The 25,444-nt window shown below is 48.4% G+C and carries 17 protein-coding genes and 1 tRNA gene; 11 read left to right on the top strand and 7 right to left on the bottom strand.

Features of this window, described 5'->3' with window-relative positions:
- Nucleotides 1–12: 12 nt before the first annotated feature.
- The 3 genes from H6F68_RS29885 to H6F68_RS25005 all read right to left on the bottom strand — a co-directional run bounded on the left by H6F68_RS29885 (nt 13) and on the right by H6F68_RS25005 (nt 6,383).
- A complete protein-coding gene (locus H6F68_RS29885) occupies nt 13–3,378 on the bottom strand; it encodes a sigma 54-interacting transcriptional regulator (RefSeq protein ID WP_190563235.1) in 3,366 nt (1,121 codons plus the stop codon).
- A gap of 63 nt (nt 3,379–3,441) precedes the next feature.
- The gene (locus tag H6F68_RS25010; protein ID WP_190563233.1) at nt 3,442–4,629 is read right to left on the bottom strand and encodes a glycosyltransferase family 4 protein; all 1,188 of its coding nucleotides are present in this window, start codon (nt 4,627–4,629) and stop codon (nt 3,442–3,444) included.
- A gap of 122 nt (nt 4,630–4,751) precedes the next feature.
- Nucleotides 4,752–6,383, bottom strand: a complete 1,632-nt coding sequence (locus H6F68_RS25005) for a DUF2079 domain-containing protein (RefSeq protein WP_190563231.1) — start codon at nt 6,381–6,383, stop codon at nt 4,752–4,754.
- A gap of 199 nt (nt 6,384–6,582) precedes the next feature.
- Between H6F68_RS25005 and H6F68_RS25000 the strand changes: the two genes are divergently transcribed.
- The 9 genes from H6F68_RS25000 (at nt 6,583) to H6F68_RS24960 (ending at nt 17,706) form a co-directional block, all read left to right on the top strand.
- Nucleotides 6,583–7,665 carry a universal stress protein gene (locus tag H6F68_RS25000; protein ID WP_190563230.1) on the top strand — a complete coding sequence of 361 codons (1,083 nt, stop codon included), beginning with the start codon at nt 6,583–6,585 and terminating at the stop codon, nt 7,663–7,665.
- A gap of 97 nt (nt 7,666–7,762) precedes the next feature.
- Nucleotides 7,763–8,938, top strand: coding sequence for a histidine kinase (locus tag H6F68_RS24995; RefSeq protein WP_199300319.1), 1,176 nt, complete (start codon nt 7,763–7,765; stop codon nt 8,936–8,938).
- Nucleotides 8,939–9,989: 1,051 nt separating this feature from the next.
- Nucleotides 9,990–10,268: an Npun_R1517 family heterocyst differentiation transcriptional regulator gene (locus tag H6F68_RS24990; RefSeq protein ID WP_190563226.1), complete on the top strand. Its 279-nt coding sequence runs from the start codon at nt 9,990–9,992 to the stop codon at nt 10,266–10,268.
- Between the two features lie 296 nt (nt 10,269–10,564).
- Nucleotides 10,565–10,637 (top strand) — tRNA-Glu (locus tag H6F68_RS24985).
- Nucleotides 10,638–10,828: 191 nt separating this feature from the next.
- The gene (locus tag H6F68_RS24980; protein WP_190554960.1) at nt 10,829–11,845 is read left to right on the top strand and encodes a tetratricopeptide repeat protein; all 1,017 of its coding nucleotides are present in this window, start codon (nt 10,829–10,831) and stop codon (nt 11,843–11,845) included.
- 439 nt (nt 11,846–12,284) lie between these two features.
- The gene (gene acnB, locus H6F68_RS24975) at nt 12,285–14,894 is read left to right on the top strand and encodes a bifunctional aconitate hydratase 2/2-methylisocitrate dehydratase (protein ID WP_190563224.1); all 2,610 of its coding nucleotides are present in this window, start codon (nt 12,285–12,287) and stop codon (nt 14,892–14,894) included.
- Between the two features lie 205 nt (nt 14,895–15,099).
- A complete protein-coding gene (gene folK / locus H6F68_RS24970) occupies nt 15,100–15,618 on the top strand; it encodes a 2-amino-4-hydroxy-6-hydroxymethyldihydropteridine diphosphokinase (protein ID WP_190563222.1) in 519 nt (172 codons plus the stop codon).
- A 12-nt stretch (nt 15,619–15,630) separates the two neighbouring features.
- The gene (locus H6F68_RS24965; RefSeq protein ID WP_190563219.1) at nt 15,631–16,179 is read left to right on the top strand and encodes an NUDIX hydrolase; all 549 of its coding nucleotides are present in this window, start codon (nt 15,631–15,633) and stop codon (nt 16,177–16,179) included.
- A gap of 81 nt (nt 16,180–16,260) precedes the next feature.
- The gene (locus tag H6F68_RS24960) at nt 16,261–17,706 is read left to right on the top strand and encodes an FAD-binding domain-containing protein (RefSeq protein ID WP_190563217.1); all 1,446 of its coding nucleotides are present in this window, start codon (nt 16,261–16,263) and stop codon (nt 17,704–17,706) included.
- Here H6F68_RS24960 and H6F68_RS24955 read toward each other — a convergent pair.
- The 3 genes from H6F68_RS24955 to H6F68_RS24945 all read right to left on the bottom strand — a co-directional run bounded on the left by H6F68_RS24955 (nt 17,703) and on the right by H6F68_RS24945 (nt 20,669).
- A complete protein-coding gene (locus H6F68_RS24955) occupies nt 17,703–18,653 on the bottom strand; it encodes an NAD-dependent epimerase/dehydratase family protein (protein WP_190563215.1) in 951 nt (316 codons plus the stop codon). The two genes, H6F68_RS24960 and H6F68_RS24955, sit on opposite strands and share 4 nt — an antisense overlap.
- An 83-nt stretch (nt 18,654–18,736) precedes the next feature.
- Nucleotides 18,737–19,654: an Npun_R2821/Npun_R2822 family protein gene (locus H6F68_RS24950; RefSeq protein ID WP_190563213.1), complete on the bottom strand. Its 918-nt coding sequence runs from the start codon at nt 19,652–19,654 to the stop codon at nt 18,737–18,739.
- Between the two features lie 10 nt (nt 19,655–19,664).
- Nucleotides 19,665–20,669: an Npun_R2821/Npun_R2822 family protein gene (locus tag H6F68_RS24945; protein ID WP_190563211.1), complete on the bottom strand. Its 1,005-nt coding sequence runs from the start codon at nt 20,667–20,669 to the stop codon at nt 19,665–19,667.
- Nucleotides 20,670–21,055: 386 nt separating this feature from the next.
- Here H6F68_RS24945 and H6F68_RS24940 point away from each other — a divergent pair, with 386 nt between their 5' ends.
- Together H6F68_RS24940 and H6F68_RS24935 are read left to right on the top strand one after the other, a co-directional pair.
- Nucleotides 21,056–22,000 (top strand): hypothetical protein, encoded by a 945-nt coding sequence (locus H6F68_RS24940; RefSeq protein ID WP_190563209.1) that lies wholly within the window; start codon nt 21,056–21,058, stop codon nt 21,998–22,000.
- 112 nt (nt 22,001–22,112) lie between these two features.
- Nucleotides 22,113–23,084 carry an Npun_R2821/Npun_R2822 family protein gene (locus H6F68_RS24935; RefSeq protein WP_190563207.1) on the top strand — a complete coding sequence of 324 codons (972 nt, stop codon included), beginning with the start codon at nt 22,113–22,115 and terminating at the stop codon, nt 23,082–23,084.
- Nucleotides 23,085–23,235: 151 nt separating this feature from the next.
- Here H6F68_RS24935 and H6F68_RS24930 read toward each other — a convergent pair whose 3' ends face one another.
- On the bottom strand, nt 23,236–25,173 hold the full coding sequence (locus H6F68_RS24930; RefSeq protein WP_242065647.1) for an ABC transporter ATP-binding protein: 1,938 nt from the start codon (nt 25,171–25,173) through the stop codon (nt 23,236–23,238).
- Between the last annotated feature and the right edge of the window lie 271 nt (nt 25,174–25,444).

The following is a 25,444-nucleotide window of genomic DNA, read 5'->3' as shown; positions in this document are numbered from 1 at the left end:
CAGCAAACCTGATCAACTGACGATCAACTTCCACAACAGTGAGCCGATGGCAATCGTAGCTAAGTGTTGAGGCAGCAAGCTGACCAAAGGTTGACGCGCAATTTTCTGAGTCAAAATCACACTCAACCAGACTGAGGCAATCAGCGTCACGGCTTGCAGGAATGCGATCACTGCGGGTTCAGCCACGGCGATTGGCACATTCACGCCGCTATAGCCAAAGGTGGCTAGCGTAATCGGCAAGACTCGGCCTGCTTCGGTTAAACCCAAGCGCAGATAGTGAGCTAAGCTGCCGCCCAGCACCAGTGGAAGATAGGCGTAGGCCAACTCTAAGAATGGACGCGGCTTGATGGTGCGGCTAGAAACTCGGATTAAGCCTTGAGCCAAGAGCGCGATCGCCACAGGCACCAACAACGCCACAGCAGAAACGGCAGCATGCCAGCCAAAATGCTCTAAATGCAAATTCCAGCCAAAGTGATTTTGAATTTCGGGGAGGCGATGCAGAAAAATTGCCCCAAACAAGAGAAACAGCAACGCAACTTCGGCATAAGTTGGCTGATGAGTGGTCCAAAGCTCAATGCCTGGAGGCCGTAAATTCACTTCCACGGAGCGGTGGGGACAAGCTTTGAGGCAGGTCATACACAGTACGCAGTCGCGGTTGTCTTCCAGTTGGGCGGGGTGCGAGTAGAGCGGGCAACCGAGACTTTCTTGCCCTTCGCCTTTTTCGGGACCACCTTTGTAGCATTGATAGGTCGTGCAAGTGGCAGAACAAATGCCTTGCTGTGCCCGCAACTCAGTCATGGAGAGTTTGGCAAACAAGCCATTCATGCCCCCAATCGGGCAAAGATAGCGGCACCAAAAGCGACGCTCAAACAACAGCGAAAAGATTACTGCGCCAGCCGTAATCAGCAGTAAGAGACAACCCGCCAGATAAGCCGTGTCTTCTAGATTCCAGAGTTCTTCCCAGAGCAAAATCAGCGTGAATAAGCCGAATAGGAACCAGCCACCCCACTTCTCAGCTTGCTGGCGGGGCCAAGGCAGTAATTCGCGGGGAAAGACTTGTAAGGAAAGCTTCTGGGCTAACTCACCGTAGATCATGAAAGGACAAACCGAGCACCACAAGCGCCCCACAAAGGGAAAGGCAAGGAGCATCAGGGGCCACCACCAAGCCCAAAATAAATTGAGGCCAATGTTGCTGTCGCGCGTTTGGGGGCCGAACATCAAGATGGCGACGATGACAGCAAACATACCCAAAGTAAAGCCAAAGTTGATGCGATCGGGCCACCAATCACTCCGTAAAAACTGCCGCAGCTTAGGATAGGCATTTAACAAGTTCACGCGGAAGCGTCGGGTTTTGTTGCTCACGGCCCAGAAGACTTCTTCCGTGAGTTCGGGTGCGCCATTCGATTGTGCGATCGCCCGTTCAATTAGTCCTTCTAGTTCCGTGAAGTTGCCTGGAAAGTCATAGCCTTGGAGGCGGCGCAGCGCTTCTGGGGTGACGTGGGGGCGAGCAATATTTTTGGTCCGACAGGTCAAGCTGATGTAGTACTCGGCTTGGGCCGCAATATCCGCCTTTCGCACCCGCAGCGGTGGCACCTTGATCACATGGGGAACGCAATGCTTCCGTTCTAGCTGCGGCAGCGTTTTTTCTGACACCATCATGATCCGAGCGTGGCTGCGTTTAGGTTCTGGTGTTGGTTCTCCTTCTCGGCTAATTGGGGTGTAGGTTCCGGTTTCTAGTAAGAGCAGAATTTTGTCTAGGAGAGCAGGCGGTAGTTCTTGGATGTTGTTGAGGAGGAACGTACCCTGACCAATCCACTCTAGTAGCCCTGCCTTGCCGCCTACACGACCAAACAATTCCGCGCCGCTGGCTTGCAGCGTGTTGCAGTTGATTTTGATCATCGGCTGGTGGCGATCGCGAGAGCCGAAGTGAATCAGCGCTGCGGTGTTGTCTTTGCCCAGCCCTGGTTCACCAAACACCAACACAGACTTGCGATCGGCAGCTGCTTTTTTAATTTCCTGACGCAACCGCACCGCGTAGCGGCTAGAACCAACAATTCCCCGCCGCACTTTTGGCACCAAATAAGGACGCAACGCAGTTTGGCGTTCTTGCTCGAAGGCGAGTTGGGAGGCTACTTGATCTAGTTGGACAGCAAGCTGTTGGGCGGAGCGGAATAGATCGGCATTGAGTTCAGCTGCGCCATTCGATTGGCTAATCGCTTGCTCCAATAAGCTCTCTAGCTCTGGCAAATTACCAGGCAAGTCGTAACTGGCTAAAACTTCAGCAGCTTCGGGTGTGAGTCTGGGTCTAGGAATGCCTTCCGCACGCGCAAAACAACTGATGTGATATTCAGCTTTGGCTTTGATATCAGCTTTGCGATCGCGCAGGGGTGGAACTTTTATCCAGTGACTCCACAAAGCTTGCCCAGGTTCAAGGCTCAGTTGCTCATTGACCTGATCTAGCGATCGCTCTGCGGTCAGGATGATGCGCGCTTCACACTGCTGCAATTCAGCCATCGGCTCGCCGTCACGGCTCACCGGGCGATATTCTCCAGTTTGGAGGAGTTGAATTACTTTGGCTTGCAGTTCTGGCAGGAGGTCTTGCAAGTGATCCAGCACTAACGTTCCGGTGCCTAGGTAAGCAAGTACCCCCAGTTTGCTACCTGAGCCTGGGGTGCTGCGACCAAACAGTTCTACCCCACTGCTAGAGAGCGTGCCACAGTTGAGCCGAATTAAGGATTCGTGCCGCGCCGCAGACGTAAAGTGAATCAATGCCGCTAGGTTGACTTTGCCAACTCCCGCTTCTCCTGTCAGTAAAACGGAGGTACGATCGCGCGCTGCCTCTCTCACTTGTTTGCGGAGCCTGATCGCCACTTCACTACTGCCAATTACCCCCCGCTTCAGTTTAGGAATCACATAGGGTCGTAATGCTGATTGGCGCTCTTGTTCATAGGCAAGTTGAGAGGTGACCTGGTTCAGCTCCGCCGCAAGTTGGCGCGAGAAGGTACGGCTAATCTCTGGATATTGCTGCGCTAACTCTAGAAACTGTTCTTTAGTGATCCGCCACAACAAACCATCGTCAAGCGTAATGACGGTTCGCTCAGTCGGCTGCTCTAGCAACAGTTCCTTGAGATGAATGATGCTTCCAGGCAGCAAGCTCACCGCTTTAGCCGGGCCATTGGGGCTGGTATGGTAACTCTCTAAATGTCCCGCTTTCAGGATGTAAAGTACGTCTGGATGGGTGTCTTCTAGAACCAGACGGCGATTTTCTTGTAACGGTTCTTCGACAATAGCAGCGGCGATCGCCTCTAGAGCTTCATCAGAGAGCGATGCCAACTGAGTATGCTCTTTTAACCATTGAATCCGCTCAGCCCCATCCATATGCTCGCCCCCTGTATTTGTGGTTTGAACGTGCTTTATCTAAAACGTCTTATCCAATCCACCTTACCAATCGACTTGCGATCGGTCTTGTACCACCCGTTTGTAAACCACTTCTGTTTGCTGGGCAATTTTGGCCCAACTGAAGCGCCGTTCTAGGTCTTCATAAGCGTTGTCTATCAGCCACTGGGCATAACCCGGATTCTTCAAGACTTCTAAAATACCCCAAGCCAGTGACTCCGAATTATTGGCCCAAGTCACAATGCCTGTTTTGGTATGACGCACCACTTCCGGAAAGCCACCTGTATCCGAGACCACGACAGGTACTCTCGCCGCAAAACTTTCTAAAGCCACAATGCCAAAAGGTTCGTAGAGACTAGGGAAAACCGCACAGTTGGCAATGGTTTGAAACTTGTTCAAGTCTTCTTCAGACATAAACCCAGTGAAGTAGGTTTTGTGGGCGATGCCGAGGTTCCAAGCCTGCTGTTTCAAGTGGTCTGTATTGCCGCCGCCGATGACTACCAACTTGGCATAGCCGCCCATTTCCCACAGCACCTTGGGCATGGCATTGAGCAGAACTGCCACGCCTTTTTCGTGAGTCATGCGGCCCACATAATAAACAATCTTTTCGGCATCCTCGGCAAACTGGCGACGGAAACTAGCAAAGTCAAAATCTGGGTGCCGTCGCTTCTTTTCGGGGCGGATGCCGTTGTAGATGACGTCTACTTTTGCTTCAGGACTGCCCAATGCCCGCGCTGCTTCAGAGCGCATGTAATCGGTACAAACGATGACTCGCCAAGCATTGTAGGCTAGATGGGTTTCTTTACTACTGATGTACCGATGAGTATCGGTATGAATGCCGTTATGGCGGCCATATTCAGTGGCGTGTATGGTCGCAATGAGCGGGGTTCTAAACGTGTGCTTGAGAGCGATCGCCGCATCTCCAACCAGCCAATCGTGGGCATGAATCAGGTCGAAGGGGCCATCTTCTAGAATCAACTTGCCACCATGACGGCCCATGCTCTCGTTCATATTCACGACCCAGTGAAAAAAGTCGTGGCTATAGCCCACAGGCACCCGATGCACTTTGACCCCATCGACCACTTCATAACTGGGGGCTTGCCCAAATTCGACGGTAATTAGATGCACTTCATGGCCGAGCTTGACGAGTTCTGGGTATAGCTCGGCCACATGTCGGGCAATGCCGCCCACAATGCGAGGCGGAAATTCCCAAGCTAATACCAGAATTTTCATCAAACGCTACTCCTGCACCTTCACATAAGTCCTAAGAACTTCACATATCAGTGTAGCGGCGACTGTAATTGCTACGAAGGAATGCAGACATGATTCCTAAATCTTCACAAAGCGTTGCTTGGCTAGTCAGGCTGTCGCAGAATCAGTTCCAGTTCTTGCCGAAAACTAGACCAAGCCGTAGTCGCGATTGCGTCAGAACTAGCATTACGCTGCATCAACAACACGCCATCTCGGAAGCCAATCAACCCGTAGGAGCGATCGCCCAAAAGCCGCTCAACGACAGGCACCATTGTTTTCAGCAGCAGCCGATCGTCATCAAATACGACTTGATATTGCCGTAATTGTTGAAAGTCCAGAATCACATAGTCCACCGAAATCACAGCCCGCGCATCATTTCTCACTTGTAAGGCTGGAAACCGCACGATCTCCCGCCGATTCGAGAGATGAGACACGATATGGGTCGTCGCTGAAACGCTGGCATCCGTTGGGATTTGAGCCATCAAACTGCGAATTGCTGCCGCATGTTGCCATTGAGCTTGAGGCGCTGAGTAAACCCAAGGCTGGAAGGAATCGGGAATTAAGAAAGACAAAGCTCGGTTGGGATTCGAGACAATCGTCAAAATTAGCGACACACTCAGGCAAAAAATCCAAAAGCGCCGAAACCGCCGAGTAAAGGCCCCTGGATGCTTGGCCCACCACAGCACCGCCCCATAAAAGAACCCGGGAATTACCGTGAGGGCATAGCGCAGATCAATCGACAGAGCGGTTGGGTCTTGCCGCATAAAATTTTGTAGTAGCGGAAAACCCGCCACTAGCCAAGCCGCCGGAGCTACCGCAGGCACAAAAGCCAAAGGTAGCCAATGGGCTAGTAAATAGCTGATCGTGCGATCGACAGGTGTGATGACTTCCTGAATGAGTCGCAGCGGCTGCGTGGCGATCGCTCCAATCACCTGGATCGAAGATGCTTCCCGGTTGCCCACAAAATGCCCAAACTGCTCCACCATAAACCGCCGGGAAATATCAGGCGAGAACAGCGGCATAGCCCAATTGGTCACCAGCAGTATGTAAGCCACACTCAGCGCACACACTCCCAACCCCGCCCAAAGATGCCGCCGACTCACCGCCAGATAAAACCCCACACTAAATAAGACGACTCCCGCATCTTCTCGTACCAGCAGCGTCAGCCCTGCCAGCAACCAGAACAGCCACCACCAGCGCTTTTCCATTGCCAGCAGCAGCCCAAAGACAAACAGGGGAATCTGGCACAAATCATGAAAGTTAGCCACCGTTGGCCCAACTACTGCTGCTGCTCCATAGAAACTGGCCGCAATCATCACGGCTAAGGGTGGGTTGTGATAGTGTCGCGCTAAGGCATAAAGCACCAAGCCAGCCGCCGTCATCAAAGCCACTTGTAGCACTGACAGCAGTGCAGGAGAGGGAAACAGGGCATAAATTGGCAACCAGATCAGTAAAGCAGGGGTGAAGTGCTGGCCCAGCCGATGGTAAAACACTTCTGGCACTTGCCCGTCTTGGGTGACTGCTGCCGACAGCGTTGAAGAGAGTGAGCTTTGGAAGAAGCGACCGTGCAAGCCATTCCAAAACACTTGATTAAAAATGCCTTGGTCAAAGGCCACATAGGTTGGGTAGAAGTTGTAATAACGATGCAGCGCGATCGCGGACAACACGACAAAAAAAGCGATCGCCATACCCCCCACCCACCGCAACTCCGGCTGTTTCTGCCACTGCTGCAACATGATTAGATGACTCTCTTCGCTACAGCCTTAACGCTCTCATGTTGTCGGCCTTGGCTCAACCTATTCCCCAAAATTTCCGCGATCGCCTAGAGTTTCATGAATATTTCCAGACAAGACACCAATTTTTGCTCAGGTTTTGCCTATGTTAGGGGTAAGAAATGCCCTGCCTAAGTTCTATTCGGGACTGGAGCTGTCGATCATGCCGTCTACTACTTCTCCTTTGCTGCCACCGCTGCTACTGGCTACGGATGGTTCTACAAGTGCTGGCACGGCACAGCGGCTTTTGCTTCCGGTAATCCAGCTTTTCTCCCAGTTGCCACCTGAGGCAGACCGACAAACCTGGCTAGACGTTCTCACTGTACAGCCTCGGCCTGCGGGAATGCGCCCAAGACTTCCGGCCCTATCCAGGAAACCAACGGCTGAAACCCGGACGCCTGAAGCAGAGCCAGAACTGACCTCACCCTTGCCACTACCTGAAGTAGAGAATGGGCATCGGGCTGATTTGAACCCGAATGATCTGTTCGCTCAAATTAAAGCTGAAATGCCGCTAGAGAGCAAAATTGCTTGCCAGAGCCGAGAGGGGCGACCTGCGACTGAAATTTTGAACCATGCGCGGACAATTCAGGCTGGATTGATTGCTGTAGGTCATCGGGGTGTTGGTGGATCGCGGGAGTTGTTGCTGGGTAGCGTTTCTTCAGCGATCGCGCGTTATGCCACCTGTCACGTCTTAGTCGCGCGAGGTTTACCTGAAGCACCAACGCTACAACCGAAGTGGCACCACGTCCTCTTGGCTGTGAATGGCTCTCAAGCCACCAAGCAAGCGATCGCCCTGACGCGCCAGTTAATTCCCGCAGGTATCCAGCGAATCACCATCCTCTGTGCCCAAACACCCCTCAATCCTCACTACTTGTTTGGGCCGTTCGCCACTCCCACCCCTAATTGGCAACTCACGCAATCCTTGCAACAAGCCCAAAAAGAGCAAAGTGAACAAATCATTCAAAAGGCGCAAGAGAAGCTAGCAGGAGCCAATGTAGCAATCACCAGCTTGATCCAGACTGGAGAGCCAGGGCCGATCATTTGCCAAGTTGCTCAACAGCAGCAAGCCGATGTGATTATTTTGGGGAGCGATCGCCATCCAGCTTTTCGTAATATTCGCCTCACTGCTACAGGCGACTACGTCCTGCATCATGCGCCTTGTCCGATTCTGCTTTGCCGCACAGCGCGATCGGAAACGGAAACCAACCTAGGATCTGAGGCTGAGATTTCGCGCGAGGAGGCCTAGAACACGATAGTCTATATAGATGGTGGCAGTTCTACCTAGTCTTGTTTGAACCAAATCCAACCTATTTTGCCTATCCTAGGTGCTGACGAGAGATGGCATGAAAGCATCTCCTGATAAGCCAATCGACCCTGAAACTCCGCTACAACTACTTTTATTTGTAGACAAGCGCCCGAATTCAGGGGAACAGATTCGGCACATCCGTAATTATCTGAAAAATCTTAAAGCTCAGTATTCGTTCGATCTACAAGTTATTGACGTAGGAGAACAGCCCTATCTAGCCGAGCACTTTAAGCTGGTAGCAACCCCCGCTTTAATCAAAATTCAGCCAGAACCGCGACAAACGCTGGCGGGCAGTACTCTAGTGACTCAATTAGAAAATTGCTGGCCCCGGTGGCAACGTTCTGTTGAGGAATATCTAGCAACCTTAGAGTCACAAACAGATTCGTCTAGCCCGGAACGCCCCAACTCAACCATTGACTCAGTAGCCTATTCAGCCGAGTTGATGCGGCTTTCAGACGAAATTTTTCGCCTACAACAAGATCAAGAAGACCTACAAGAGCAATTGCGGTTCAAAGACCGCATTATTGCCATGTTGGCTCATGACCTACGTAACCCTCTAACGGCGGCCTCGATCGCGATCGAAACGCTAGAACTCAGCTACAGCCCCAAGGAAGGGTTGAACACTCGCCTTAAGCCTGCTGTCACAGCTCAATTGCTCAAGCACGCTAAAACTCAAACGCGAGCGATCGACCGCATGATCACAGATATTTTGCAAGCAGCTCGTGGCACTAACGGAGACTTTCAGATCCAGCCGCAGAAACTAGATTTAGGGTCGCTTTGTCAAGAAGTTTTAGTATATCTGCGCGATCGCTTTCAACCCAAAGAGCAGCAGATTACCCACGACATTCCGAGTGACTTGCCGTTGATCTACGCGGACCCAGAACGCGTCCGCCAAGTTCTGATTAATCTGTTAGACAATGCCATCAAGTACGCTCCCGCGAAAGGCACCATTGCCTTTTCAGTCTTGCACCGCACCACTCAAAAAGTGCAGGTAAGCATCTGTGATGATGGGCCTGGTATCCCAGAAGAAAATCATGAACGAATTTTTGAAGAGCATTTTCGGCTCAAGCGCGACGAAGCTCAGGAAGGTTACGGTATTGGTCTAGCATTGTGCCAGCGCATTGTGCGAGCGCACTACGGCCAAATTTGGGTGGACTCCGTCCCCAACCAAGGTAGCTGTTTCCACTTCACCCTGCCAGTTTACCGTCCTTAGTTAGAGCCTCTCAGGACCAAAAGACGTGCTTGCTTATAACCGAATGGTTATGAAGGATTGAACTGCGATTCAGGGCTGCTATCTTTAGCATTCTGATTCTTCTAAACTGCATCCGTGAAGCTACTAGATTGATTTGTTACTTAATCCTGGGATTAATAAGAACTCTGTATTTTTGACGTTAGCAATTGTTAAGTTAGGACTTCAAAGCTCAAGCTACTTGTCAAGAATATTGTCATCCTAAAGGTTATATAAACTACTGAGTGCTCTAAGGTAACTATTTTCAAAATTTTAGATATTGGCGTCAGGAGTAAGCAACTATGGACAGGGTTAAAGTTACTTGTGTCCATCTTTACTTCTAAGAAAAATTAACTTAACTCGCTTTAAAGCTAAAAGAGTAGATGAACGAGGAGCCAACTTAAGCCTATGATTGCCAGAGACTGGTTGGGTACGTTCTACTATCTATCACTGCTTCCTGTCTTTGTGTTTCTGTTTATCTCAGTGACTCAAAGTATCAAATTTTAATTAAAAAACCTCAGTGAGAAAAGTATTTTATCAGTAATGAATGCTAACTAGATTGAAACATAATTGCATTCATACGGGTAAAGTTTGAGTATTTTTATAACTTTGAAGATTCAATATACTGATGCACTCAGCGTCGACAAAGCTCTCATGAAGCCTTTTCAAATCTCCGATGAAGCCTGGATTGAGGGTGTATTCCTCCACTTGAATGGTAGGTAGCAGTTAGTTTATTGGCTTTAGTGAGTGGGGGTGAGAAGAAAGTATTTTATGAAGAAACAGCGAAGTTGATTTTAAGATTCCTTGAACTAATTAGGTTGCTGATTTAAGTTCAGCTAATTAGCGGATTCTAACCTTATAGAGGGCATATTAATTTTGATAGTAAGCAATGACAGCAGCAGATTTAGGTTTGGCTTAAGTCAAGTTGCTAAGGTTTCAACCAACTCAATATTTATGAATACCAGCGTTGAAATTCTTCGAGGTCTAGCTCTAAACATTCCTTTACTCACAGCATAGTTAAGTGCTGCTTACTGAAATGAAACAGGATTCTCTGGATCGCCAGCCCGCTGCATTTGAAGTCAGTGTTTATGAGTGCGAAGTCCATCTGAAGTTTCGTTTGATTGAAGAGAAAGGTGGACTCAGCGATCGCGATCAACTGCTAGAGCAACTGATTGATGCTTTTACCTGTGGTACCGACGAGTACCTGGAGCCGTTGCAAGTTTTAGTGAAAGCTGAAGAAGTTTCCGAAATGTCGGCTTCTCCCGAACTGCGCCGTCAACTCATCCGCCTACGCAACTCCAACGACCTAGCCTAGCGGCTCATGTCTTTTCAATCTGGGCATCCCTGTATCTGTCGCTCCTTTAGTTTTATCCGTACAGCTCATAACCTTTATAGTTCCTTGCTCCAAGCTTATAGAATGCTTGACCCAAGCAACTAGCTGAGTGCTTCATACTGGCGGCCACTCCATCTGGTTTCTCGTAGCCTCACCACTCAGTTACTGAAAAATTAAGCAAAATATAAACCAGGTATTGACAGATTCAGGGAGATTGATTAAGTTAATAAAGGCGCGGCGATAAACCGAGGTAAGTCGGTTGGCCAAATCAAACACAGGCCCCCATCGTCTAGAGGCCTAGGACACCTCCCTTTCACGGAGGCGACGGGGATTCGAATTCCCCTGGGGGTATAACAACTAAAAATCCGTTCGATTCCAAGATTTGGTATTGAGCGGATTTTTGTTTATGACCTGACGGTGGTTAGCTATTGCCAATCCTATGCTGACTCTGCCTCGTAGCCTGTTGTTCTTGGCGAGCGATCGGGCACTCTGAGAGTAATAGGCCATCGCAAGTAAGCCAGCAGTTTTTAGGGATTGTGCTTGTGCAACAGAAATGGGATCAATGCCGCCTTCGGGCGATCGAACTGTATAAAGGCAGCAAATTTCGTGAATCTTTAACCCTTTCTGAAGCTAATCTGGAATTGGCTAGAGGCTTGCAAGATCAGGTCAGAGAAGCCGCTTCCCTCAGTGACCTGGGTTTAGCTCACTCTCGCCTCAGTCAACTCCAAAGAGCCTTGCACTGTTTCGATCAAGCTAGGTTGATTTTTCAGGTTTTAGGGGATCGAGCCAGTGAAACCGCTGCTTTGAGCAACACTGCCTTAGTCTATGCCAAACTGGGACAACCCAAACGCGCTTTGCTGCTTTACAACCAAATTTTGGCCATTCGGCAGCAACTGGGCGATCGCGCTGCCGAGGCCACCACGCTCAACAATATGGGCTTTGCTTATAGTGCCTTTGGCCAATCCCAAACTGCTCTTGAACATTTTCAGCAAGCGCTTCTAATTCAACGTGAGCTGGGCGATCGCACGGGCGAAGCCACCACTCTGAACAATATTGGATCTATTTATAACGACTTGGGTGAGCTGGCTCAAGCATGGCTGCATTATCAGCAAGTGTTGTTGGTGAGGCAGCAGGCGGGAGACACTTCTGGCGCAGCCATCACTATGAATAATTTGGCCCTAACCTATGCCAACTTAGGTCAATCCAATCAAGCCTTGCTGTTCTATAACCAGATTTTGTTGTTACAGCAGGAGATGGACGATCGCTTAGGTCAAGCTGTGACCCTGTCAAATACAGGGGCAGTCCATCGGTCTCTGGGTCAGTTAGAGAAAGCTTTGGGATTTTACCAGCAAGCACTGCTTATCCGACGCGAAGCAGGCGATCGCTTGGGTGAAATTAATACGACGGCGAACATTGGCACTGTCTATGTTGAGTTAGGCAAAAAAAGCCGCGCTCTGGCATTTTATGCAAAAGCTTGGGGGCTAGCAGACCAACTAGGCAATCAAACCCTCACAGAATGGTTGCGGAGTTTAATTGAAAGTTTAGATATCAGTCTATAAGCTGCAAGTATTTAGTCCTCAACGGTCACCAAGTCAGCTTTGCTATGGTTGAAGTACAGGTCAAGACTTGAGCGATACACTTTGACCTGACTGTTTGGCCTGACTGTGGAACTAAATGTGAAGTTAGTGGGCCTGCTGCAACGCTTGGTCAGTGATGAGTGCGATCGCCTGTCACCAATTTGTTGGAGTGACCTGTGGGCCGATTGCAACATTTGTTTTCGCTACGTAAACTTCTATGCTGATAGAACGGTAGCGAAAGTGTGTGCTGCCCATTTCAATATTTGGCTGCTGCCAGTTGTAACTGCCCGATCACTGGGACTTGAGACTTGCTGACCGTATTCCTGCCAACCATTAGGAATTGTGAGTTGGGTTACGCTCTCGATCATCTCTTTGACCTTGCACATCCTCAAAATTTTGCTGATGCCTGGAGACTACTGCAATGCTTGAATCCTATCGCCAACATGTCGCTGAGCGAGCTGCCCTCGGTATTCCACCTTTACCCCTCACCCCCCAGCAAGCCTCTGAGCTGTGTGACCTTCTAAAACACCCTCCCGCTGGAGAAGAAGAGGTATTACTAGAGCTGCTGCGCGATCGCGTTCCTCCGGGTGTCGATCAAGCGGCTTATGTCAAAGCGGGATTTTTGACGGCGATCGCGAAGGGTGAAGTCACCAGTCCTTTGCTTACGCCTGTGGAAGCTGTGAAGCTGTTAGGCACAATGATGGGCGGCTACAATGTGCACTCCTTGATCGAGTTGTTGCAGGTGGACAGTGCCGAGTTGGCAACGGCAGCTACAGCAGCTTTGAGCAAAACCCTGCTCGTTTTCGATGCCTTCCACGACATCCAGGAGTTAGCGACCACCAACGCATACGCTAAGCAAGTCATGGAAGCTTGGGCGAATGCTAAGTGGTTCACCAGTCGTCCCACCCTACCAGATGCCATTCAAGTAACCGTGTTTAAGGTGCCTGGAGAAACCAACACGGATGATTTGTCTCCAGCAACTCATGCGGCGACTCGTCCTGACATTCCGCTGCACGCTCTGGCGATGCTCGAAACTCGACAGCCTGGATCGCTAGAAACGATCGTGGAGCTGAAGACAAAAGGTTATCCCCTCGCCTATGTGGGTGATGTGGTGGGAACTGGATCGTCCCGGAAGTCTGCCATTAATTCGGTGCTATGGCACATTGGCCAAGATATTCCGTTTGTACCTAACAAGCGCAGTGGTGGATTTGTCTTAGGCAGCGCGATCGCCCCTATCTTCTTCAATACTGCTGAAGACTCTGGTGCCCTACCGATCCAGTGCGATGTCACCCAGATGGAAACTGGCATGGTGATCACGATTCATCCTTATAAAGGAGAGATCACTAATGAAGCAGGGGAAATCGTTTCTACCTTCACGCTGCAACCCGATACGATTTTGGATGAAGTGCGAGCAGGCGGTCGGATTCCGCTGATTATTGGGCGATCGCTCACCGACAAAACCCGCACCGCTCTAGGTCTTGAACCTAGCACCGTTTTTGTGCGACCCAATGCCCCGGTTGATACAGGCAAAGGCTATACCTTGGCCCAAAAGATGGTCGGTAAGGCTTGCGGTCTACCTGGTGTGCGTCCTGGTACCTCCTGCGAACCCCTGATGACCAGCGTTGGCTCCCAAGACACCACTGGCCCCATGACTCGCGACGAGCTGAAAGAATTGGCTTGTCTCGGTTTCAGTGCTGATTTGGTGATGCAAAGCTTCTGCCATACTGCGGCCTATCCCAAGCCTGCCGACATCAAAACACACCACGAATTACCCGACTTCATTTCTTCTCGCGGAGGCGTGGCGCTGCGTCCTGGTGATGGCATTATTCACTCCTGGCTGAACCGGATGCTGCTGCCTGACACCGTGGGTACTGGAGGTGACTCCCATACCCGTTTCCCCCTAGGGATTTCCTTCCCAGCTGGTTCTGGCTTGGTGGCCTTTGCTGCTGCCTTAGGCGTGATGCCGCTAGACATGCCTGAGTCTGTGTTGGTCCGCTTCAAGGGTGAACTGCAACCAGGCGTGACACTGCGCGACTTGGTGAATGCGATTCCTTATGTGGCTATCCAACAAGGGTTATTGACGGTTTCCAAGGAGAACAAGAAGAACATCTTCTCCGGGCGGATCATGGAAATCGAAGGATTGCCCGACCTCAAGGTGGAGCAAGCCTTTGAGCTAACAGATGCGACTGCGGAGCGCTCCTGTGCGGGATGCACAATTAAGCTCAGTACTGAAACCGTGGCTGAGTACTTGCGATCGAACGTGGCGCTGCTGAAAAACATGGCGGCGCGTGGGTATGCGGATGCTCGCACGATTATGCGGCGAGTCGCCAAGATGGAAGAGTGGCTAGCCAACCCAGCGCTAATGGAAGCGGATGCAGATGCTGAGTACGCCGCCATCATTGAGATTGACCTCAACGAAATCAAAGAACCGATCATCGCTGCTCCCAATGACCCCGACAATGTGAAGCTGCTGTCGGACGTGGCGGGAGACAAAATTGATGAGGTATTCATCGGTTCCTGCATGACCAATATTGGTCACTATCGCGCTGCTGCCAAAGTGCTAGAAGGTGCGCCTCCGGTGAATACTCGCCTGTGGATTGCGCCTCCAACTCGAATGGATGAGCACCAACTGAAGGAAGAAGGGGTTTACAGTACCTTTGGGGTGGCAGGCGCTAGAACTGAGGTGCCTGGTTGCTCGCTGTGCATGGGGAACCAAGCCCGTGTGGCCGACAACACAACGGTCTTCTCGACTTCTACCCGCAATTTCAACAACCGCATGGGTAAAGGGGCACAAGTCTATCTCGGTTCGGCTGAACTCGCTGCCGTCTGTGCCCTCCTCGGTCGCATTCCCTCAGTGCAGGAATACCTCGACATTGTGGCGAACAAAATCAACCCCTTCGCAGACAGTCTCTACCGCTACCTCAACTTCGACCAAATTGCTGGTTTTGAAGACGAAGGTCGCGTGGTTCCCCTAGAGGATATGCCGAGAATTGAAGACATTCTAGGAATGCCAACCGCAGCCGCTCGCTAATCTTTTGTAGCGAATACAATAGAACCGCCAGAGCATTGATTGTTTTGGCGGTTTTTTATTCACTCTTCCCAGAATCTATACCCAATTGTAAAAACTAGCGATTGATTTCAAATCCTGCTAATCCTGATTATCCAGTTGCACTGATTAAATAAGAGGCGATCGCCCCTCGACCTCACCCTAGCCCTGCTGGCCAAATTAGTTTGAGATGCCACAACCCATTGCCTTCGATCAGTCCCACCACCAACCGATTCATCGGGCTGCAATCGCTTTGGGTAGCAATTTAGGAGATTCGCAACAAACTTTAGAATCAGCTTTGGTAGCGCTAGAGCAGACACCTAGAATTACGCTACAGGCGCGATCGCACTGGTATATAACTGCTCCGGTTGGCCCGCCTCAACCGGATTTCCTCAATGGCTGTGCCTTGCTCTCGACCACACTGACACCGCAAACATTACTCGCGACTTTATTAGAGATAGAACAGCAATTTGGCCGAGTTAGACAGGAACGCTGGGGGCCGCGATCGCTTGACCTCGACTTGTTATTTTTTGATGATTTAATTTTGGAGACTGACACCCTCACCCTGCCACACCCCCGCATGAGCGAGCGGGCCTTTGTGCTGGTACCTCTGGCCGAAATTGACCCTGATTGGTTGGAGCCAGTTTCTCGAAAAGCGATCGCAGATTTGGTTCAGGCGGTAGACTGTTCAGGAGTGCGCCGATTGTGAGTCGAGTATCTTATGGGTTTTGGTTCCGAACCCCCACAGCTATTGAAGCAACGCCTCTTCTACCGAGGCCGCAAGTTTAATTTTGAAGTCAATACCCTGCGTCTACCCAACCGAGCGGTGGGAGATTGGGAATGTGTGCGGCACCCCGGTGGAGCACTGGCTGTACCTGTCACCTCTGACGGCAAACTCATTTTGTTACGGCAATACCGTTTTGCCTTGAAGGGGCGGATTCTAGAGTTTCCAGCGGGCACCATCGAGCCTAATGAAGACCCAGCAGAAACGATTCGGCGCGAAATTGAGGAAGAAACTGGCTATCGCGCTGGTGCTTGGCGGAAGCTAGGAGAATTTTCCTTGGCTCCCGGCTACTCAGATGAGATTATCTACGCTTTTCTGGCCCAAGATTTAGAAAAGTTAGAAACGCCACCTGCCCAAGATGTCGATGAAGACATTGAACTGGTCTTGATGACTCCTAAGGAATTGGAGCAGGCGATTTTGGCGGGACAACCTGTAGACGCCAAATCTATTTCCAGCTTCTTCTTAGCTCGCCCTTTTCTAGCCTAGAAATTGTCAGAGCTTAGGCTAAATCTGACAGAGTTCAGTACAGTAGTACTGAAACAGTTCTTGCAATTGTAGTAAGCCCGGATGTCTGATCTCATTTTGTTTTGGCACCGTCGTGATTTGCGAATCACAGACAATATTGGGTTGGCCCAAGCTCGTCAGCAAAGCCCCAAAGTCGTGGGTGTGTTCTGCCTCGACCCCCTTATTTTGGAGCGCGATGATGTCGCGCCTGCCAGAGTCACCTACATGATCGGCAGCTTGCGAGAACTACAAGCGAGCTATGCCCAAGTGGGAAGTGAATTATTGATTCTCCGGGCTGATCCTCGTGTCAGCATTCCAGCTTTGGCAACGGCTCTGAACGCTCAGGCTGTGTTTTGGAATTGGGATATAGAACCCTACGCCCGTCAACGCGATCGCGCCGTTCTAGAAGCGCTGCACGAAAAAGGCATTAAAGCGAGTAACTTCTGGGATCAACTTTTGCATGCGCCGGAGGATATTCGTTCGGGTTCGGGCAACCCTTACACGGTCTACACACCCTTCTGGAGAAATTGGAGTAGTCGCCTCAAGGCTGAACCCGCAGAACGTTTCCAAGGGGCAGTGGGTCTAACGCCAGAGGAAAAGGCAGCGGCTCAACAGGTAGGGGCGATCGCGCTCCCCACCGCTAAAGATTTAGGCTTTGTCTGGGAGAACGAACTGGTTTTGACGCCAGGGGAAACAGCAGCTCAAGAGCGACTGGAAGGATTTTGCGATCGCGCCTTATCTGACTACGCCGAGCAACGCAACTTCCCCTCTGAAGACGGCACTTCGCAACTCAGTGCCGCACTAAAGTTTGGTGTGCTGGGGGTGCGCCATGTGTGGGCAGCCACGACAGAGGTGATGGAGCAAGTTCACAGCGACGAAGCTAGAGACGGGGTGCAAACTTGGCGGCAAGAACTGGCATGGCGCGAGTTTTACCAGCACGTTCTGTACTTCTTCCCAGAGCTAGCTGATGGCCCTTATCGCCAACCCCTCAAAGATTTTCCTTGGCAAAACAACGACAACCACTTGCAAGCTTGGTGCGAAGGCAGAACTGGCTACCCGATCGTAGATGCAGCCATACGGCAGATGAACGAGACAGGCTGGATGCACAACCGTTGCCGCATGATTGTGGCTAACTTCTTAGTCAAAGACTTGATCATCAATTGGCAGGAAGGTGAGAAATACTTCATGCAAAAGCTGTTTGATGGCGATCTCTCAGCCAACAATGGGGGCTGGCAGTGGAGTGCTTCTAGTGGCATGGACCCCAAACCACTGCGGATTTTTAACCCTGCCAGCCAAGCTAAGAAATTTGACCCGGATGCAGCTTACATCCGCCATTGGCTTCCAGAACTACGAAGTGTGGATACGGAAGATTTGCTGAGCGGCAAGATTTTGCCTTTAGAGCGCGATCGCTGTGGCTATCCCGCCCCCATTGTCGACCACAACAAACAACAAAGCTTGTTCAAGCAACTCTATCAGCAGCAAAAAGCTGGACTCGGAGTCGAAGCTTAGGCATATAAAGCTTTAATCCATTCCCATTCTCGCGCTAAGCCTTCTGCCAGCGAGACTTGCGGTTGATAGCCCAGCAGTTTTTCGGCTTTAGAGACATCGGCAGCGGTATGGCGAGCATCTCCCATCGCGGCTCCAATGTGATTGCGTTTGATGGGTTGGCCCACCACTCGCTCCATAGTGTCAAGGACTTCGGCCAACACAACACGACTGCCTCCACCAATATTGAAGACTTCACCAATAGCTTCAGGCACATTGCCCGCTGCTAGGTTAGCCGCGATCGCATCAGCGACAAACGTGAAGTCGCGAGTTTGCTGGCCATCTCCGTAGACGGGAATCGCTTGGTCTTCCAAAACGGCCTTAAAGAACTTGTGAAAGGCCATATCCGGGCGTTGGCGAGGGCCATAGACCGTGAAGTAGCGCAAAGCGGTAACGGGCACCTCAAAGTTCTGATGATATAACCAACACAAACGCTCCGCCGCTAGCTTTGTAATGCCATAAGGGGAAACAGGTTGCGGGCAAATCGATTCGTAGGTGGGTAAAGTTTCGGCGTTGCCATACACAGATGAAGTGGAGGCAAAAACGAGCCGCTTCAGTTGCTTAGCGTCTTTTGCGGCTTCCAATAAAACTTGCGTGGCATTGATATTCCGCTCGGTGTAACTGCGAAAACCTTCGCCCCAACTAGCTCGGACCCCTGCCTGAGCCGCTTGGTGATAAACCACATCTACCCCATCCAGCAAGGCAGGCCAGTCTAAAGTTTGAATATCTCCTTCTACCAACCGAAAAGCAGAGTGGCTCTCGAAGGAAACAATATTTTTACGCTTCAGTGCAGGATCGTAATAATCATTGAACTGATCGACACCGATAACCTCATGTCCTTGGTTAAGCAGTGCCTCAGCTAAGTGAGAGCCAATAAATCCAGCAGCTCCTGTAACAATATGAATAGCCATATCTTTTAGGGGGTCTCAACAAATGACTTAACTTTCAACTATATCCAGACTCTATCTGGCATTTTATCCAGCCAATTCTAGCTCTATCCTGCGGCTAGCTTTTTAACTTTGTTGGTCAGCTTACGCCAGAAATTAGACTTTTGAGGAGTAGGTGCAGGTTGCTCTGGCTTTGGCTCATGCAAATAGCGGTAATGCTCCCAAATTTCCCAATAAGGACAACCGGGTTGGATGCGAATTCCTGCCCAGTGTAAGTATTGCAGGGGTCGATTTACTTTTGAGTCGATCAGGTGATGGTCTTGAACAATGAAGTGAGGGCTACCTGCCCAGTTACCAGGGCCTTTCGGCTCTTGCTGGACAATGTTGAGGCGACGCTGCACTCGCTTCAAGATCATGTAATTAATAATAGGCTGATCGGAAGTCTTCTGAGAAAAGTCAAAATATTCCGGATGAGCGGCACATTCTGCAAAGTTGTTGTATAGATCTTCTTCTGAAAAGAAACCCTTTTTAGCGCCCCAAAAGCCTCCGTTAAACATGCCTTTTAGGTCTGTTTCACTAAAGACTTGGTCTTCAATTACTTTTTGAGAAAAGACATTTTTGATTCCACCTGCATGCTGATAATCACAACAGATGAAATCATAATTAGCTAAATAATTTAGGTTGTCACTGATTTTCTCAAAAACAACAATATCGGTATCGATATACAGAAACTCTTCAAAAGGCCCAAACCAGCAAGCCTGTTTACGAAACTGATTGGGTCTAGCAAAGAACTTTTCCCCAAAGGTTTGTTGGAGTTTGCTAGATAAGCGATCGATGAATTGCAAATCCTCGTAGAGCGTGACGCCATAGTCGCTGTTCAGCTTTGCTGCCACTGCCTGATATTGATCGTCGTAGGGGATCATGACAATCGGTATCTCTGGATCATGCAGTCGGATGCTATTGAGCAAGGCGATCGCCTGACTCGTAACCTTGTCGTTCGCAACGATGTAAATGCCACGCTTCATCACTTCTTCCTCAACGAGCTAGTCCAAGTTTCTTCATGACCCGCTTTGTCAAACTCGGCGGCGCGTTGTAAAGCTTTGGCTTCCCTTTAAAGTGAGGTCGTTTTTCTGATTCATGTAGATAGCGGTAATGCAAGAAAATATCGCGATAGGGAAAATCTACATTTTCTCCATCACATATCTGATTAAAAAGCTTAGAAGACAAGCCTATGTAATGTAGATAAGTCAGTTGCGAATCCTTATCGTACAAAATATTATTATTGGCTATAAAGTGATTAGAAGTTACTGCATTTCCAGTAATTTGATTCTTTGGTAGATTCAAAGCTAGATTGTGAACAGGTATCTGCGATCTCATCACCATATAGTTCAATACAGATTGATCAGGAGCAGACATACATAAAACCTCTGCCTCATCTGCCTGTAGTTGAGAAATTAACCAATTTCTTTGATTCTGATCAAAAATTCCTCGTTTAGAAGCATACATTCCAGCGCAGAAAATTTCCGACTTAATCCGAGGTTCTGGAAATATCTCTTGCAATCTAGAAGACTGTAAATTGTAGGCATGACGAGGACTTTTGTATTGAAAGTCATAAACTATAAAATCATGGTGGTCTAGAGAAGAAAAGATATTATCTAAAGAATTCATTACTAAGGTGTCAGCATCTAAGTAAATGAATCTTTCAAAAAGAGCGTCTGGATCAAAAGCGCAGAATCTGCGATGCATACCCAAACGGTAAACTCCAGAAATCTCCTGCCTCTCCCATGTCTTCAAAGCTGTTGGGTGAGTCGCCCAGACCTCGCTCGAAAAGTCTTCCCAGCGAGTCAGTAAAGCCGGATCTTCCAAAAGCGTGACATTTTTCCTGGTTGCAATTTCTGCACGTACCCGGTCAGCTCGATCGTCGTAAGCAATGACACAAACGGGTAGTGAGCTGCCAACATTCACTTCAATACTATTGAGGAGAGCAACTAACTGGTTATACACCACGTCATTAGCAAGGGTATAGATACCATCTACCATCGAACTCTCCATGCACGCTGGCTTGATCGCAATTTGGGGGCACTCATGTATCTTCTTCGCGAGTTGCAGTCTAGAATCCGTTCATCTGTCAATTGAGCTGAGAAAAATTTCGATCGCTAATGGGTACGAGTCATCTAAACCCTACTAATAAGAGCCTGAAATTGCAAACCATCTGGGATGAATTGCTAGTATTTTCAAAGACTCTTCTCAAAAATCTTGACTGACTTTATATTTTCTTCGCAGTGTGTCCTTTAGGCTGTTGTTTGGGCTTTCAGCCTTTGGGCCAAATGTATACACCCCCATTAAAATCAAGAACAGCAGCGCGGCTTTTAGCAGATCCGCCGCTCTGGTCGTTCTCAAATTCCCCCTAAGTTAAGGAAAGATCAATGGCAGCTCCTACTTGCTCATTATCTATATTGGCTGCGCGGACTGATGTTCCATTCATGATGCACACCATCCCTCATTTGGTAAGAACTTGCAACTTTCCTTTCACTCAGAGGCTTTTAGCCATTGATACTGCTGCTCTGTCTGGCGATAAAGTGGGTCGCCCTGGCATCGGTAGCCTTGAGGAAGTACGCGCCAATTGTGGTCAACTATTGAAGTCAGGTGTAGTTGATACGGTGGCCGACATTGATTACTCGGAAGCCTACCATAACCGGGTATATGCTAAACATTTTGGCCGTCGTATTCAACAGACCCATAACTATAAGGGATATCCCATCCTAGGTACCCTCTTTAAGATTGAAGAAGCCAAAAGTGACTACTTACTTCACTTTGATAGTGACATGCTGCTTCACCAAGCTCCTGGCTATAGCTGGATTGAAGAAGGCATTGCACTGTTGCAAAAACATCCTGAAATTATGGCAATTCGCCCTTTAGCTGGTCCTCCTACTCCGGATGGCAGTTTGTATCAGCGTGTGCCCTATGACCGCGATCCGAATGGTTTTTATCGCTTCAAATTCTTCGGTAGTCGAGCTTATTTAATCGATATTAAGCGCTTCGAGGAGTTGCTACCGCTGCCAATTTTGTGGCGGTCGTATAAAACCGGTCTTCTCAACCAGTTACCTAACACTGTTAAAACGACTCTCAATTACCTCACCGGTAAAAATGCTTTAGATTCTTGGGAGATCATGGTCTCAAAACGAATTGAGAACACTAAGCATGTGCGAGCTGTTATAGACTCTCCTAAGGCTTGGACAGTCCATCCTAAAGATCGCGGTCCAGAATTTATTGCAGCTCTACCCAACCTCATCGAAAAAATTGAGTCGGGTTGGTATCCACCAGAACAAGCAGGTCACTACGATTTACAGTTTAAAGCTTGGCTTTCATAGCATAGCTTTATGTTTGTTACAGCAGAAGCATTTCTACCTTAAGAAGGTATCTTGATTTCAAGAAAGCTACTACGCTCTTTGCAAAAGCTAACTCTGACTTGGAGATTGGGTTGTGCAACAAGGTATTTACATAGTAGCCAATAACAATGTTTACGATCAGTTAGTTGCACTGCTCAATAGTATTGAAGCCAACTACAGCCAAGACATTCCAGTTTGTGTCATACCTTACAACAACAACATTGATTTGGTCGAGAAGGAAGTTTCTCAGAGAAAGAATGTTTCTTTGTTTGAGAACCAAGCAACGATTGAAAAGTGGGAAAGATTTGTTACTAAAGTTCAAGCCTTGTACTATGACTATCCCTACGAGTCAGGAAATAAGAAGAAGGCTCAGAAAGTACAACACAGTAGAAAATACTGTGCTTTCGACGGGGAATTCGATAAATTTATTTTTATTGATTGCGATACGCTAGTTTTTCGCCCCCTCGATTACGTTTTTCAAAAACTTGATGATTATGATTTTGTGGTCCACGATTTTCAGAGGAAGACTTTTGAGAAAAAAAGAATCGTTGACGATTTTGCGGAAGTTCTTCAGAAGTTTTATCCATCAAGAGATGCACTCGCTCGCCAATTTCACTGTAGTGGCTTCTGGGGGGCTAAACGAGGGGCGATCGCAGAGCAAGACCTAGAAGTATTTATCCAAGATTTAGCATCTGGGGAAATTAGAGTTTTTAGAGATGCTTTGAGTGAGCAATGCCTTTTGAACTACATGACTCTCAAAAAGTCAGTTAAACTTTATAACCCAACGCTAGATCGTAATTCAGAGTATTGCACCGGAGTCTGTGTCACTTCAAAACATTTTGAAGAGAAGCAAAATATTTTGTACGACAAAGGTAAAAGGCTAACCTACTTGCACTACATGGGTGTGAGCAATCAGCTTTTTGGTCAGCTTTGTGAATGGCAAAGAAGTAAACTTCCGTTCAAGAATGCGCTCTTGTCTATTACCGATAAGCTACTTAAACGCCAGATTGGCAGCATTCCCTACAAAGATGTGTTTATGCATTACAGGTTTCTTCATGAAGCCTAAGGAAATTTAGCTAAGCAAGAACCGATCATTGCGGTTTTTCCCTCCAATGATCAGTTCTTTAAGGTCTATATCTTTGAAGAGACATCATGCTTGATGAGCAAACTAACTGGGTAATGATGAACCACAGCTTGTAAATGTTACACAGTTTGAGTTACACCTTAGCTTCTTCTTCAAGAGATTCTAAGGTTTGCAGTAGTTTAACTGCCGAATAGTAAGCCTCCTCGGTTAATTCATTAGCTTCTTCTGGGTTCGCTGCCATCCCATCAACAATCAGCTTTAGAGAACCAATCATTGAATTCAGACGACTACGGATTTCGTAAGAGGTCTTTGCTAAAGCACCATGTTGGCTAAATTTAAGTGCTTCTTGGGTATCTTCGGAAAATTGCATTAAACATAACCGGGCATAGTAACCACCCTGCTTTAGAAGCTCTTCATGGGAACCTAGCTCTACGACACACCCTTGATCCATGACGGCAATTTGATGTGCCTTTTGCACTGTGGAGAGACGGTGTGCAATCACTAAGGTGGTGCGATCGCGGCTTAATTCATCAATCGCCTGTTGCACCAGTCGTTCGGAGACTGTATCTAAAGCACTGGTAGCTTCGTCTAGTACCAAGATTTCTGGATTGCGTAGCAGAGCCCGAGCAATCGCGAGCCGTTGGCGCTGGCCTCCAGAGAGCAAAATGCCGCGATCGCCAAGAGGCGTATCAAAGCCTTGAGGTAGCTGCAAAATAAACTCGTGAGCATTAGATCGCTTGGCCGCCTCAATGACATCCTCGTCAGTGGCATCTGCTTTGCCGTAGGCAATATTGTTACGAACTGAATCGTTAAATAAGAAGGTGTCTTGACTGACGATTCCCATTGACTGTCGGAGCGATTGGAGGTTGAACTCTCGCAAATCTTGGTCGTCTAGTGTAATGCGGCCTTCGGTGGGATCGTAAAACCGAGGCAGCAAATCGACAAGCGTTGACTTACCTGCACCTGAGGCTCCTACCAAGGCTAAGGTAGTTCCTCTGGGAACCCAGAGATCTACATTTTTGAGTACCAAGCTGCTGCGGCTTGGATAGCCAAATGATACATTTTCAAACCGAATCCCTTTCTCCAGTTTGCTGTAGAGTAACGAGCCATTCTTCATGAATGGTTTGTTGTCACGACGCAGAAAATCACTCACACTTTCAACACTCGCCGAAGCATTGGCAAATCCATTGCGAGCTCCGTTTAATTGACCAACGACGGGGAGTAATCGAAAGAGGATAAAGAGATAGGTTAGTAATACAGCGGAGACCGCTTCTAGCTGTTGAAAGAAGAAGGTTCGGCCTAGAAATAGAATGGTCAAAACAGCGATGATGCCAGACATTTCATTGACTGGTGCGATCGCTGAGGAGTTAGCCTGAGATTGAAATTCGGCTTTCTCTCGGACTAGAATCAAGTCTTCTAATTGTTTGTATTCTTTCTCTTCATTGCCAGCAGCTTTAATCAGTCGAATCCCTGTCAAGATATCTATGAGGCGACTCGTGTAAATACGGGCAATCTCAGTTAAGGTACGACCAAACTCTTTGGAGCGGCGAATCCAAAATTGATTAACTAAAATAACTAGTGAAAGCAGGAACGTGGAAGCTAAAGTCAGCTCCCAAGATATTGATAATAGAATGCCAACAAATACTAAGATCGTAGTAGTTGTTGAAATAAGCTGAAAGATAATTTGAACTGAGCGAGCAGTTCGGCTAACCTCGTTACCAATTCGGTTAGTAATGTCTCCAACCTTAATTTGGCTATAGAAATCCAGATCGACTTCTAAGAGAATTCTTAGGCCTTCTTTCCTCAAATCATTCACTAACAATCTAGCTAAATGACCTGACGATAGAGAATTGATGTATCCAATTACATTCTTGAGACCAATCGCAAATAGAATTGCTCCCAACATTAAAATCAGACGATATTGTTCAGGTGCACCACTGAACATGCCCATAATTTTTTGAATTACAGGTGGTCCGCCTTGCAGAACTACGTCTTGACCTAGAAAACTCAAGACTACGGGCACAATTAGAGTCGTGCTGACACCATTAAACAGGGCCCCAGAAAAACCCAATACTATGGTGATGACATTCCAAAGTGGGTATCGGAGAGCGTACTTTATCAGTAGTTGATTGGGAGACATTCAGTGTTTCTTGTTTGTTTCCTGCTAATGGTTTCTAACTAGTAGCAAATAAACTTAGTGTTTTTAATAACTAAAGTTACTATTATTGCATTAAATGTCGCTCTAAAGTTTTTTACAATAGATTTTTATTATCAAAACCTCCCAGCTTTGGTTCCTCATTGGTTTATGAGATTTAGTTTATTCCGCTATATGTTAGTCAATC

It is taken from the genome of Trichocoleus sp. FACHB-262, assembly GCF_014696035.1.
Classification (GTDB): domain Bacteria; phylum Cyanobacteriota; class Cyanobacteriia; order FACHB-46; family FACHB-46; genus Trichocoleus.
The sequence above is the reverse complement of the archived record's forward strand: the minus strand, read 5'-3'. Positions and strand labels throughout refer to the sequence as shown.

What these genes read in the sequence shown, in the direction of transcription:
- H6F68_RS25000 (WP_190563230.1), top strand. Translation starts at nt 6,583, where the DNA reads ATGCCGTCTACTACTTCTCCTTTGCTGCCACCGCTGCTACTGGCTACG.
- H6F68_RS24950 (WP_190563213.1), bottom strand. Translation starts at nt 19,654, where the DNA reads ATGAAGCGTGGCATTTACATCGTTGCGAACGACAAGGTTACGAGTCAG.
- H6F68_RS24960 (WP_190563217.1), top strand. Translation starts at nt 16,261, where the DNA reads ATGTCTGATCTCATTTTGTTTTGGCACCGTCGTGATTTGCGAATCACA.
- H6F68_RS24990 (WP_190563226.1), top strand. Translation starts at nt 9,990, where the DNA reads ATGAAACAGGATTCTCTGGATCGCCAGCCCGCTGCATTTGAAGTCAGT.
- folK (WP_190563222.1), top strand. Translation starts at nt 15,100, where the DNA reads ATGCCACAACCCATTGCCTTCGATCAGTCCCACCACCAACCGATTCAT.
- H6F68_RS24945 (WP_190563211.1), bottom strand. Translation starts at nt 20,669, where the DNA reads ATGGTAGATGGTATCTATACCCTTGCTAATGACGTGGTGTATAACCAG.
- H6F68_RS24940 (WP_190563209.1), top strand. Translation starts at nt 21,056, where the DNA reads ATGGCAGCTCCTACTTGCTCATTATCTATATTGGCTGCGCGGACTGAT.
- H6F68_RS24955 (WP_190563215.1), bottom strand. Translation starts at nt 18,653, where the DNA reads ATGGCTATTCATATTGTTACAGGAGCTGCTGGATTTATTGGCTCTCAC.
- acnB (WP_190563224.1), top strand. Translation starts at nt 12,285, where the DNA reads ATGCTTGAATCCTATCGCCAACATGTCGCTGAGCGAGCTGCCCTCGGT.
- H6F68_RS25005 (WP_190563231.1), bottom strand. Translation starts at nt 6,383, where the DNA reads ATGTTGCAGCAGTGGCAGAAACAGCCGGAGTTGCGGTGGGTGGGGGGT.
- H6F68_RS25010 (WP_190563233.1), bottom strand. Translation starts at nt 4,629, where the DNA reads ATGAAAATTCTGGTATTAGCTTGGGAATTTCCGCCTCGCATTGTGGGC.
- H6F68_RS29885 (WP_190563235.1), bottom strand. Translation starts at nt 3,378, where the DNA reads ATGGATGGGGCTGAGCGGATTCAATGGTTAAAAGAGCATACTCAGTTG.
- H6F68_RS24965 (WP_190563219.1), top strand. Translation starts at nt 15,631, where the DNA reads ATGGGTTTTGGTTCCGAACCCCCACAGCTATTGAAGCAACGCCTCTTC.
- H6F68_RS24995 (WP_199300319.1), top strand. Translation starts at nt 7,763, where the DNA reads ATGAAAGCATCTCCTGATAAGCCAATCGACCCTGAAACTCCGCTACAA.